The following is a 12846-nucleotide window of genomic DNA, read 5'->3' on the forward strand; positions in this document are numbered from 1 at the left end:
AGCGACAACCTGTCCCCCTATCGACGCCTCAACCATCGCGAGTTGGATGATCCGTTCAGAGATGTCACTGACCATCTGCCTGTAATAGTGGAAAAATCCTCCCTTATTTTAGTAGTTACGCCTTGCGACCGAGAACAAATCGTCACGCGCCGGACCGGCAATTCCGGTCCGGCGCCAGTCATCCGTCCTGCTTTGCAGTACCTTGAAGTCGAAGCCATGGCGAAGACCAGAGGTGCCAGAAAAGCGGAAGGTCTGCATCTGGCGAGCAGAAGTTGGCGGCTGAATGACTGACTAGGGTCGAGCGCCGACTTTGGCCAGGTATGCGCGCCGGGCGACAATCCCGCCGCACCGGCCAGGGTTGCGGTCGGATGAATGAAGCGGCGGCAGGTTGAGCCGGAATCAATGATCTGTTATGAGAAAGTTAATAGCAGTTCTACCTCTTGTGAGACTCGAACCGCTTCAGAAAGCGTATTCGCGGGCCACCGTTGTGGTCATTAAGTAGTCTCAATAGGTATTAGATTTTTCTTTCAAAATCATACGCTAGAGGTGTGATTCCTCTTCTGGGCACCAGAAACGCTCCCGGTACAGTCCGGGAGCGTCCAGCAAGCGGCTGGTTTTACAGCAAAATTCGATGGAAATTCGCCGACTAATCGTCCGGCGACAGCCACCGGAATACAGCGACAACACCAACATTTGTTGGTGTTATTGTTGGTGGTGGATCGACCCGGCCTAGCTGGGAAATCGATATGCTGTCTCACCTTAGAATCACCGCCGCCAAGCCCGCGGCGAAGCCATTCAACCTCTCCGATGGCCAGGGGCTGTTCCTCACGGTCCAGCCCAACGGCTCCAAACTCTGGAAACTGAGCTTCCGACATCTGGGCAAGCAGAAAACGCTGCACCTCGGTCTTTGGCCGGACGTCGGACTGGCCGATGCGAGAGAGCGACGCGACGAAGCGCGGCGCCGGATCGCCGCAGGTCTCGACCCGGCGGTTGAGAAAAAGCGGGCGCGAGTCGCCGCCAAGGTGGCGGCTGCGAACACCTTCAAGGATGTTGCCAATGAATGGGTCCAGAAGTGCGAGCGAGAGGGGCGCGCGGAGATCACACTAAGCAAGATCCGTTGGCTCCTCGGCATGGCCTATCCGATAATCGGCAGTCTCCCGATCGCAAATATCACGCCACAGGAGGTGTTGGCCGTGCTTCGCAAGGTCGAATCCGATGGGCGCTATGAAAGCGCCCGCCGCATGCGGAGCGTACTCAGCCGCGTGTTCCGGTACGGCGTCGCTACCGTGCGATGCCAAAAGGACGTTGCCGCCGATCTTCGCGGCGCCATCGCCACCCCCCGCGTGAAGCACCTGGCAGCCATCACCAACCCGGTCCAGGTCGGCAAGCTCCTCCGGGCCATCGATGGCTATGAGGGTCAGATGGTGACGCTGATGGCGCTCAAGCTTTCACCGCACCTGTTCGTCCGGCCGGGCGAACTGAGGCAAGCGCAGTGGAGCGAGTTCGATTGCGACAAGGCCGTGTGGTATCTGTCAGCCGAGCGGATGAAGATGCGGCGACCGCATCGCGTCCCGTTGTCACGTCAGGTGCTGGAACTGATCGAGGAGTTGCGGGACCATACTGGCCACCGCGATTACCTGTTTCCATGCATGGGCAATCCGAAGCGGCCGATGTCCGAAAATGCGATCAATCAGGCGCTGCGCCGCCTTGGTTACAGCCAGCAGGAAATGACCGCGCATGGCTTCCGCGCCATGGCGGCAACGCTGCTCAATGAAATGGGCATCTGGAACCCGGACGCGATCGAGAAGCAACTCGCCCACCTGGACGCCAGCGCGGTGCGACGCGCGTATACCCGCGGAGAATATTGGGACGAGCGCGTCCGGATGATGCAACATTGGTCAGATCATCTCGATGAGCTCCGCAACGCGGGCAAGATCCTGCGTCCTGACTTCGGTGCCGGTCGCAGCGCAGGATAGGCCGACAAGTCAGCGGGGCGCGACCATCGATCGCGCCCCGCGGATCCCTGCGCATAGCGCTTCAGCGATGGGTGGGCGGCAGATAAGGGTCCGCCGGTGGAGTGTCTTCTCCTAGGAGCGCCAGCACGCTGCGATATTTGACGAGCATGGCACGACCGACTTTTACGGTTTCGATGTCGCCTGACTGAATTAGCTCATAGATGCGTGAGCGGCTGAGGCTGGTAATACGCGCCGCCGTTGCCACACGCACGGTTATTGGCACCAAACGGCGGTCGCTCGCTGGGGGTTCGCTCATTTCACCGCCCTCGCGGCTGCTGCGCGCGACTGATTGAACGCCCGATCGCTTTCCAGGAAGGCCGTCAACATCGCGGGGATCAGATCGATCACCGGCTCCTCGACGCCGTAGGCGGCCTCATAGACGGAAGCGTAAGCCTGCAACGATGACTGGAGGTCGGGAGTGATCGTGATCGTCAACTTCACCGGGGTGCGATCAGGCAGCTTGCCAAGTTTGAGGTCCGCCATGTCAGCTTGCCCTTCCGCGCCACGGCGCGAGGATGAGATCCCGGGTCACGAGCACTCTAACCGGAACGCCGGGCCGGATCGTGATCGTCGGTTGAATGTCCAGATTGCTTTGCGTGATCTGGTCGCCGGCGCGTGACGTGTTCGATTGGGCGGACTCGCGGATCGCCTGCACGAGATCGCTTTCGCCGGAGATCGACAGCTCCGAACCAACTCCGAGCAAGGTTGCGATCGCGACACCCTTGAGCAGCGTCCAGGTATGGAAATCCACCTTGTCAGCGAGACCGGCATAGCCGCCGGCGTCGGTCGCCGGCATGTTATCGAGCCGCACCGCGCTACCATCGGGCAGGATTAGCCGCTGCCAGATGACCAGCGCCCGACGCTGCCCGAAAGCGACCACGGAATTATATTTGCCGATCAGCCGGGCGCCCTGCGGCACTAGCAGGATATTGCCCGTCACCGTGTCGAACACGTTCTGCGTCACCTGCGCCGTGACCATGCCTGGCAGATCTGAATTGAGCCCGGTGATGAGGCTCGCCGCGATCACGCTCCCGGCAAGCAAGCTGCTGGGCGACATGGGTGCGACCAGTCCACCTGAGTTGATGTCTCCGCCCGTGTCGCGAGCAGAGGCAAACTGTTCCTTCCGGGTGCCCGTCGGCGGCGAGTTCGCGGCCGGCGTGTCGGCCAACGTAGCGGCGCCATCGAACGCGATAGGGGCCACCGCACCACGGGCGGTCGCGGTCTGCGCTATCAGGCCGGATTCCCTCGCGGCCTTGAGATCGGCAAGCCGCTGCTGCCGGGCCGACGAAGCCGCCCAGCGCGGCGATCGCTCCTGCTTCGTCGAAGATCATCGGCGCATAGGCGTCGAACGAGAACCACCACGGGAAGATCGACCATGGGCGATAGATCGGCAGGCCGAATGCGATGAACCACGGAGGACCGAGTTCAGGTTGATAGGCAAGCTGCGCGGCTGCCCATTGTGTCGCGATCCAGATGCCCGCGATGACGATCGCGAGCACGATAAGAATTTGTCCGATTAGCAGCTTGGTCGCGGTCATGCGGGCCTCCGCCCGCATCGACCGGATGTCGTTTGGGGCTGGCCCTAAGGTCTCAGAACTTGCGCAATCCCGTCAGCCACCGGCTGGTGCCTTTGGATACCTCTGTGATGACTCCGGTTACATGCCCAGATGACTAGCTATTTTACAAAGGTCGGTTGCATCGCGGGGTCGACGACAAACCCGAGCCACAAGACGAACAACATGACGTTCGATGCGATCTAGGCACGAGCGCGGGGATCGACGGCGTCTTTCCTAAGGCGCTCGAAAAGCCTCACCACCTTTGCCTTTGCCTTCGACATCCAACACCGCTTCTACCCATTAAAGTGCCGTGCGCTTTTGCACCCGCTTCGACCGCCATTGGGACTTTCCGGTCGTTCGGTGCCGCGACTGGGAACGTCCGGTTACGCCAACACCGGCCATTCGTGGATCATCCTAGGCCGTCTCTCCAAGGTCCGGGCCGTTGGACGATCCGGAACGCCTCCTTGCGAGCGCAGCTTGGCGGAAGCGGACGTTGGTTCATCAAGTGCGAAATCGGAGGCGTGAACGGCCGGGTTGTCGGACGTTCGAAATTGTCCGGATCCAGGAACGAAATCGCGTGAACCTGCCGTTCGTTCAGGTAGCTGCTTGATCCTTGAAGACCCAACAGCGGTCATCCAGAACGCCCAGCTGGCTGCTCAGCTTCAGTCATTCGTTCAGCTGATATAAGGGCGCCTGCCCTTACCAGCTACGCTCACCTATTTGACCGAGTAGCGCAGTTCGGCGGTTCCGCCTGATGGCACGGTCTGCGTCCAGGTGGGCAGGCCGTCGACCAGCGGCAGCGACACGCCATCAGCCTTGATAACAAGTCCGGAGCTAGCGATGGGGACGTCCACGGTGACGGGGATCAAGTTGGCATTGGTCACCCGCAGCCGGGCTTCGCTTGAATTGATGCGGTCGTTGCTGACCAGCACTTGCGAGCTGCGACCGGCGGCAAGGCGGAACACCTCGCCTGTCGCTCGGTCCTTCGTGGCGCCCAGGCCGAGCAGTTGCAGCGAGCCGTCGCGACGCGTAACATAGAGAGCTGTGCTGCCGGCGGGGAGCGCGAGGCCGAGTCCGGTGGCGGGCGTGTTGGTCAGGACCAGCACGGCAGATGTAGGCGCGGCCTCAAGCCACTGTCCGGGGTAGATTTTCAGCCGATAGCGCTTCTCAAAACGCACACCGCTGCGCGCAAGCAGCGCGACTTGCTTCTGTCCCGCGGCGTTGACCGTCACCCGCTGGGGGACGCGATAGAGCTTTAGGTCGCCCAGATCCTCGGGTGGCGGGGGTGGAGGTGGAGGTGGAGGTGGAGGTGGTGCGGGGGCAGCCATGGGTGGCGCAAACTCAACCGTTCGCCGCGCCGTGACGATGATGTCGCCCTCATCGCGGGGCATCCGCAGATCCGAGGTGGTGCTGCCTGAAGGATAGCAGACCAGCCGCAGCGCTCCGATCGCCGTTTCCATGGCGGGCGTGTAGACCCGGTTCAGCCGTCCGGCGACAGCGCTGACCTCGGCGTCGACAAATCCTTGCGCGTTGGTGTTGGCCAGTGTCAGCCAGGCGAACAAATCCAGCGAGCCATTCTGCGCTTGTCTGGCGACATAGCTCGCGCGCCAATCGAAGCCAGAGGCAAGGTAGGTGAGTTGCACCTTGACGCTCGCGGCCGACGGGCTGTCGGTGATCACGCTTAGAACGGGCTTGCTCGAAAGTCCGGCAGGCACCCCCGTATAGCTCAGCTTTTCGGGCACGCCGGAACAGCGCAGCGCCACCACCCCGGCCTGGGTGCGCAGAACGACGCCGCCGACCGGCCCCGCGACCACCGTGGCGTCTTCGCTTACCTGGCGGCCGGTCACCTTGTCGGTGCGGGTCAGGGTGACTTGCCGGCCCAAAGTGCCGTCGACCAGCGCTGCGGGGGAGAGCAGGCGCGCATCCCGGTTCTTCTCGACCGTACCGCCAGGCAAGCCGGTGATCACCGCGCTGACCGGGACGATGCCCTCGGCGACACCTTCGAACCGCAACTCGGCACGGCCACGCGGCAGGCGCACCGTGCGCGTCTCTGTGATCATCGCGAACCCCTGGACATAGGACATCACGATCTGTTGCCCGTTATCGAACGGCGCGCGGTAAACCGTCAGCGCGATCCGGTCGGGTGCAGGCGAGGTGGTGAACTGCCGCTCTTGCCCGAGCGTAGGCACACCGGTCAGCGCCGCCAGCAGGACACATGGGGCGAACCACGCACGCATCAGTAGTGCGTGTCGAACGTCGCGGTGACCACCGCCTCCGCGTTGGCCAGGATCGGAACTTGCCACACTGCCGAGCTCGCGTTCGCGCGTTCGCTCTTGCGGCTTTCCTCAGTCACCCTCGTATCTGCCCAGTCGAGGCCGCTCTGCACCAGTTCCACGGTGACGGGCTTCGAGCGGGCGTTGGTCAGTCTATAGCGCATCTGCGTGCGCCAGCGGTCGCCGGGGAGCGACGTGCGTGCAACCACGGTCGACTGCACCTTCACATCAAAAGCATCGCCGGTGGGCAGCGCGATCTGCGAGCCTTGCGGGGTATGGTCGATGCGGTTTTCGCCGGTGAACTGTGGCTGCCCGCGCGCGTCGCGCATGTAGACGCGCACCGTGCCCGCCGGCAACGCATCGCCTAGACCGCCTGCGCCCGAGTTGGCGAAGCGCAGCACGCTTTGTGCGCTACGCAGCTCGGTGGCGTTGTTCATCCAGGCGTTTTCGAAGCGGTACCCGGAGTTCGCGCTCGCGCCCTTGGCGTCTAGGAAGCTTACCTGCTTGGTCTGTTTGTCGGCGATCGTGGTCCGCTCGGCCAATGGGTAGAGGTAAAAGTCGCCCAATTGCTCGCGCGCTGCGCTTTCGGTGCCGCCGCGGTAGCGGGTGGCACGGCGGGGCTGCGGGCGGTAGCCGCCGCCGTCATCGTCGTGGTCCACGCTGCCGACGTCGCCTGCAACCAACAGCGTCTTGGCTTGGGTGAAGGTGGTGCCGCTCGTGTTGCGCAAGGTGATCCAGCCTTGCACGTCAATCTTGCCACTCTTCTCGTCGAACAGGGCGACATAATCCGCACTCCAGCCCAGCCCGTTCGTGAGATACGACAGCGCTGCGGGTCGCGATCCGGCGCGGGTGCTGGCGAGCGTGACCGAGAGCGTGGGCCGCGCGCGCAAAGTCTCGGGCACGCGGTCGAACACCACGCGCACTGGTAGGCCGTCGTCGCGGAGCACCTCGATGTGACCGTTCACGTCGAGCACGACGCCGCCGTTCACCGCCAGGACCTTGGCGCTCTCACGCGTCTCGGCGCCGGTCGCGGGGTTGGTGCGCAGCAGCGTGACGCTCTGACCGACTGCCTTCTCCATCATGCTGGAGGGTGTGAGCAAGTCGAAGTCGAAGTTTTGCTCGACAATCTTGGCATCGGCAACTGCAAGCGAGACCGTCTCGGGCCTGATGCGCGAGCTAACGTCGGGAAAGCTCTGGCTCACGCGGCCGCTGCCAAGCGCGAGGGTACGCACATCCTGCACCAGGGCCACGTCGTTGTTGTAGATAGTGACCGAGACATCGCCTTGCGCGTTGCCTCCGCCCGGCAGATCCTGTGCCTGAGCGGCAAAGCCGGGCGCTAACAGGACCATCACTCCCGTCACTATCGCACGCATCGGTAACACTCCCCCAGCCCATCTACCATCTCAGCATGAAGGCGAAGCGTAGAGGATGCAACGACCAGTCGCTTAGTCACTAATACATGCTGTGAATGAGTAGCCCCTAGTTTTCTAGACGCCTTCCGCTTTCAAAATCTGCTGCCGCTCGAACTTGATGGGCGACAACATCCCCTTTCTGACATGCTTGCGCACCGGGTTGTAGAACATCTCGATGTAATCGAACACGTCCTGCCGGGCTTCCTCGCGCGTTTTGTATGTCCGACGCCGGATACGCTCGCGCTTGAGCGACGAGAAGAAGCTCTCAGCGACGGCGTTGTCATGGCAGTCACCGCGTCGGCTCATCGAGTGCTCAAGATTATGAGCTCGGATGAACGCGGCCCAGTCCATGCTGGTGAACTGCGAGCCTTGATCCGAGTGGATCAGCACCCGCTGCTTCGGTTTGCGCCGCCATACATGGACCATCCTACCACGCGGCGCGAATAGAGGTCGATCACGACAGCCAGATAGGCGAAGCCCTCCAAGGTGCGGATATAGATGATATCTGTCACCCAAGCCTGGTCTGGCGCAGCCGTGTCAAACTGGCGACCCAGAGTGTTGTCAATCGCCAGAGACGGCTTGCCACCATAGCTGCCTGGACGGCGCTTGTAGCCGATCTGTGCCCGGATGCCTGCCAGCCTGGTCAACCGCGCAACGCGGTTCGGGCAACTGGTCTCGCCTTGATCCAGCAATCGTCGTGCAACTTGCGGTAGCCATAGACCTTGCCGCTGTCGTTCCAGGCCCGCCGGATCAACTCAGTCTGGCGAGCATCTTCCCGAGCTCGTTGGCTCAGCGGACTCTTGTGTCACGCATAGAAACCGCTGGGTTGGATACGCAGGCACCGGCACATCGAGCGAACCCGGAACTGGTCACGATGCTCGGCAACAAACGCGTATCTCACTTTGCATCCCTGGCGAAATACGCGGTGGCTTTTTTTAACATGTCGCGCTCCTCGGTGACCCGGGCCAGCTCGCGCTTCAGCTGGCGGATCTCGGCATCCTTGCCGGCATCGCCAGATACCACCTTCGCCAGCTGCCGCTTCCAGGTATATAGCGAATGCTGGCTGACCCCGAGCTGCTGCCAGACCTCAGGTACTGGATACCCACGCTCGGTGATCTGGGCCACCGCATCACGCTTGAACTCATCGCTGAAACTGGGCTTCCCCCATCGTCGCCTCCTGTCCTCAAAATTAGGAGCAAAGGTGTCCAGAAATGTAGGGGCTGCTCAAATCTTTCATGGCCGTGTTCGCAGACCTGCCCATAACAAGTTCTGCCGTATCGGCCCCGCACTTGCCTTCCAGGGATAGCGGACGAGGCGGCGTTCTCTATTGTGCGAAACGGATAGTGCCTCTACCCTAACCAACTTGATAAGGCGGATACGCCGTACCTCTATCTACAATGATGGGGTGTAATAAAGGGGGGGGCTTTGCGAATCTTCTCGCATGAATCGATTGGACGTGCGCGCCGTGCCGCTTGGCAGTGCACAGTCAGACTTGGACCGCCTGCCCGGCAAGAGAATATCTCCCCGTCATGCCTTGCAAGCGCCCTTCCGAGGGGGAAATGACGAGGAACGACCTCAAGTGGTTCGGGCGCAACATCCTCCCGTACGAACCGGATGTCCGCCGCTGGATTCGACGATCGTCCCTCGCATCTATGGACGAGGATGACTTGATTCAGGAGGCATATTTCCGGATCGCGCGGGGAGGCGATCTCGGGCGAATACGTCACGGTCGGGCCTATTTCTTTTCGACGGTGAAAAATCTCCTGACCGAGCGTTTGCGCCGTGAGCGGATCGTCAGGTTCGAAGCGATGGCGGAAATCGAATCCTTGTTCATCCTAGACGATGCCGTACCGGTGGACGAACAGATCGAGCGAAAGGAGGAGCTTTCCATCGTCATGGAACTGATGAACGCACTTCCCGAACGCTGCCGCACGATCATGTGGCTGCGCCGCGTGGATGGGCTTTCGCAACGCGAGGCGGCGGAACGGCTCGGCGTGACCGAGAATATCGTAGAGAAGCAGACGGCCTTGGCGCTACGGTGCATCGTCGAAGGTCTCGCTAAAATGGCCGATGTGCACGGATATCTCCCCAGTGAACGGCGCAAGCATACCGTCAAACGCCATACCCGCCGCTAATCTCGACGCGCAGGCGTCGGAATGGTTGGTGCGGATCGAATCCGCCGGTGCGACGGCGGATGATCATGCCGCCCTCGCGGCCTGGCTTTCGCAATCCCCCCGCCACGAGGGCGCATATATTCGCGCACAGGCGATCTGGTACGCACTCGCTTCTGAAGCCGTCGAAAGCACCGGTGAGGCAGGTCTACAAGCCGATCGCCCTGTCCGTTATCCGGCCACCGGCCGTCGCGGACTGCTGGCGGCTGCCGGGCTTGGGGCGATCCTGCTTGCCGGCCGCTCAATCCCGTTCCAGCGACAGTCCAGCCGGCGCATCCAGACGAATGTCGGGGAGATGCGGCGGATTGCCCTGACCGAAGGCGCATCGGTGCTGATGAACACTGCAAGCACGATCGAGATCAGCGATGACCGGAACCTGCCGGTAGTGAGCGTAACCGCCGGCGAGGCCTTCTTCGATCTAGTCCATGCGATCGGGGCGATGACGGTGAACCTGGGGTGGGCGAGTGTGCAAGGCGGCGGCGCGGCCTTTTCGGTCGAGGTCGCCGGACGCACGGGGCAGTTGCTGGTCGCGCAAGGCCATGTGAATCTGCGCATGGGCGCTGCGCGATCGAGCACCACGATACAAGGCGGACACTCGATTTTTTTGCAAACAGATGAACCGCCGCAAATCCGCAAGATTTCGCCAAGCGATATCGAGAGCAGGCTGGCGTGGCGCACTGGCAGTATCGTCTTTTCGGGGGAGACGGTCGCCCAAGCAGCGGCGATGATGAACCGCTATAATCGCGTGCGGATCCATGTAGAGCCTGGGAGCCTAGGCGAAGAGCCCGTGATCGGACGCTTTTCGGTAAACGATCCGCATGGTTTCGCACGCGCCGCCGTGCAACTCTACGGCGCAACGATGCGGCAAGTGGGCGACCGAATCGAATTGGCGAGCCACCCCTGAAAATAAAATCTGCGTCCGGTGGCGGAAACGGCTGCGACGATCATCGATAGAATACGGGCAAGATAAGTCCGAAATACGATGGGAGATGTGATGGGACCGACTAACAATGCTGCGTGGCGGCTTGCGCTCTTGCTATCCACTAGCGCTATCAGTAGCCCGGCACTGGCCGAACAGTTCAATATTGATGCAGGCGAAGCGCAAGCAACTATTCCCAAGTTCGCTGAACAGGCGGGTGTACAAATCCTCGCCCCGGCAAACACGCTGCGCGGCGTCCGCACCAACGAAGTGCATGGGACGATGTCACCGCAGGTTGCGGCCCAACGGCTGATAGCAGGCAGCGGGTTGCGCCTTTTGTCGCAGGAGGGGCGAACGATCCTGATTGGAAAGGCGCAGCCGGCTCGCCGCCAGCCCCCCGCGCGCATGACGCAGCCCACTCCCTCACCCCAGGCGCCGCCGGCGCCAGCGCCCTCGGCCGTGACGGGCGCCGGCGTCGTGGATGACATCGTCGTCACCGCCGACCGGCGCGAGCGGCGGTTGCAGGACGTTCCGATCGCGGTCACGGCCTTGTCGGGCGAGTCTCTCGTGGCGCAAGGCGTGACCCAGACGATCCAGTTGCCGCAAGTCGTCCCCGGCCTTGTCCTGGCGCGCAATACGACGATCCTGCAACCTTCGATCCGTGGCGTCGGATCGCGTGCGTCCACGGCGGGCGATGAGTCCAATGTCGCCATCTACATCGATGGCATATACCAGCCTACCAGCTACACCGGCGTATTCGATCTGCTGCAGGTCGATCGGGTGGAAGTCCTTCGCGGCCCGCAAGGCACGCTGTTCGGACGCAACGCCACGGGCGGTCTGATCAACGTGATCACCGCAAACCCCAAGTTCGACTTTTCCGGCAACGCACAGGTGCGAGCCGGACGGTTCGGGGAGCGATCGATCCAAGGGTATGTCACTGGCCCGATTTCACAAAAAATCGCTTTCGACGTCGGGGCCTACTACTATCGCGACCACGGATACGTTCGCGACCTCAACGATGGCGGCCGTACCGGGCGGCGCCGCAGCTTCGCCACGCGCGGCAAGCTGCTGTTCGAGCCGACCGACACGTCCCGCAGCGTCCTCTCCCTCAGTTACATGAACGGCAACGATCAGTCAGCGCTGGCCGTCCAGCCGGTCGACAACCAGACTATCGGCCGTTCGCAGGGCGCGACGAACCTGCCCGCCAAGCCCTGGCAGTCTTCGCTCTCCCTGAACCCAATCGGGCGTATCCGGCAGTTCTCGGCGGCTTGGCTGAACCATGTCGAGCTGGGCGGGGTGGATCTGGATCTGGCCACGGCCTATCAGGCAGACAGGCTTCGCTCGCTGACGGACAGCGACGCCTCGAATGCGCCGGTGCAGTTCACCGACACGCACCAGCGCTCGCGCACTCTGTCGCAGGAGATCCGGCTCTCCTCGAATGGAGGGGGACCGTTCACCTGGATCGCGGGCGGCTACGGCTTCCTCAACAAGGCCTATTACTACCCGATCCAGACCGTGCGCGGCACCAGGCCAATCAACATCCAGGATGCCCGCAACATCACCAAGAGCCTGGCCGCCTTCGCGGAGGGCACTTACGCCGTGACCGATGCTCTCTCGCTGACGGTCGGCGGACGCTACAGCTACGAGCATCGGCGCTTCACGGCGACCAACACCAACACCGTCAATACCGTGTCGATTGATCCGCGAACGAGCTTCAAGCAGTTCACGCCTCGCGCAATCGTGAAATACGACATCGCACCCCGCGCCAACATCTACGCGAGCTACAGCCGCGGCTTCAAAAGCGGGGTCTTCAACACGGGCGGGCGATCGCCGCTGCCCGTGGAGCCGGAAAAGATCACCGCCTACGAAGGCGGCATAAAGGCTGATCCGCTCAGCTGGCTGCGAACCAATCTCTCAGTCTTCTTCTACGACTACAAGGACATCCAGCTTTCGCAGCGCGATCCCAACGGCGTCTCGATCCTGCAGAACGCCGGTGTCGCCCGGATGAAGGGCGGCGAGTTGGAAGTGACCGCGCAGGCCACGCGGGACTTGTCGTTGCGCGCGGCGGCCTCCTACCTGGACGCCAAGTTCCGCAAGTTCGACAATGCGGTGGTGACGGTCCCGCTTCCCAACGGCGGCAACAACCAGATCGCGATTGACGCCGCCGGCAAGGATTCCATCCGCGCACCCAAGTTCACCCTGAACGTCAGCGGCACGTATCAGCGTGATCTCGGGCCGGGAACCTTGGGGCTGACGGCCAGCGTGTTCTACTCGGACAAGTTCTTCTGGGACTACCTGAACCGCCTGAAGCAGCCGCACTATGCCATCGCCAACGGTGAGATATCGTGGACCACACCTGGCCAGCTGCGGATCGGGATCTACGGCACCAACCTTACCAACAAGGCGGTGCAGTCGAACGTGGTCACCTCTACCCTCGGCGACTATGCCTCCTACCAGCGGCCACGTAGCTATGGCGTGTCCGTCGCGCAGGAGTTCTGAG

At 62.2% G+C, this 12846-nt stretch carries 8 protein-coding genes and 2 pseudogenes; 4 read left to right on the forward strand and 6 right to left on the reverse strand.

Features of this window, described 5'->3' with window-relative positions; all coding sequences use genetic code 11:
• Positions 1-746 precede the first annotated feature (746 nt).
• Positions 747-1976, forward strand: a complete 1230-nt coding sequence (locus GGR39_RS15575; RefSeq protein ID WP_183618352.1) for a tyrosine-type recombinase/integrase — start codon at positions 747-749, stop codon at positions 1974-1976.
• 61 nt (positions 1977-2037) lie between these two features.
• On the opposite strand, the gene GGR39_RS15580 is transcribed toward GGR39_RS15575, so the two are convergent.
• The 6 genes and pseudogenes from GGR39_RS15580 to GGR39_RS15605 form a co-directional block, all read right to left on the reverse strand.
• Complete coding sequence (locus GGR39_RS15580) at positions 2038-2271, reverse strand: helix-turn-helix domain-containing protein (protein WP_183618354.1); 234 nt, start codon at positions 2269-2271, stop codon at positions 2038-2040.
• A complete protein-coding gene (locus GGR39_RS15585; protein WP_183618356.1) occupies positions 2268-2498 on the reverse strand; it encodes a DUF2274 domain-containing protein in 231 nt (76 codons plus the stop codon). The genes GGR39_RS15580 and GGR39_RS15585 overlap by 4 nt, the downstream gene beginning before the upstream one ends.
• A gap of 1 nt (position 2499) precedes the next feature.
• Positions 2500-3309, reverse strand: a pseudogene (locus GGR39_RS15590) (TraB/TrbI/VirB10 family type IV secretion system protein); the annotation flags it as partial.
• Positions 3310-4287: 978 nt separating this feature from the next.
• Positions 4288-5808 (reverse strand): DUF4139 domain-containing protein, encoded by a 1521-nt coding sequence (locus GGR39_RS15595; protein ID WP_183618358.1) that lies wholly within the window; start codon positions 5806-5808, stop codon positions 4288-4290.
• Positions 5808-7217: a DUF4139 domain-containing protein gene (locus GGR39_RS15600; protein WP_183618360.1), complete on the reverse strand. Its 1410-nt coding sequence runs from the start codon at positions 7215-7217 to the stop codon at positions 5808-5810. Before GGR39_RS15600 ends, GGR39_RS15595 begins: the two co-directional genes overlap by 1 nt.
• A 114-nt stretch (positions 7218-7331) precedes the next feature.
• Positions 7332-8465: pseudogene (locus GGR39_RS15605) on the reverse strand (IS3 family transposase).
• A gap of 350 nt (positions 8466-8815) precedes the next feature.
• Here GGR39_RS15605 and GGR39_RS15610 point away from each other — a divergent pair.
• The 3 genes from GGR39_RS15610 to GGR39_RS15620 all read left to right on the forward strand — a co-directional run bounded on the left by GGR39_RS15610 (position 8816) and on the right by GGR39_RS15620 (position 12845).
• Complete coding sequence (locus GGR39_RS15610; RefSeq protein WP_183618362.1) at positions 8816-9391, forward strand: RNA polymerase sigma factor; 576 nt, start codon at positions 8816-8818, stop codon at positions 9389-9391.
• The gene (locus tag GGR39_RS15615; protein WP_246388809.1) at positions 9327-10331 is read left to right on the forward strand and encodes a FecR family protein; all 1005 of its coding nucleotides are present in this window, start codon (positions 9327-9329) and stop codon (positions 10329-10331) included. Before GGR39_RS15610 ends, GGR39_RS15615 begins: the two co-directional genes overlap by 65 nt.
• A 90-nt stretch (positions 10332-10421) precedes the next feature.
• A complete protein-coding gene (locus tag GGR39_RS15620) occupies positions 10422-12845 on the forward strand; it encodes a TonB-dependent receptor (RefSeq protein WP_183618366.1) in 2424 nt (807 codons plus the stop codon).
• Position 12846 lies beyond the last annotated feature (1 nt).

Origin of the sequence: Novosphingobium fluoreni, from assembly GCF_014196615.1 — a bacterium.
Lineage (GTDB): Bacteria > Pseudomonadota > Alphaproteobacteria > Sphingomonadales > Sphingomonadaceae > Novosphingobium > Novosphingobium fluoreni.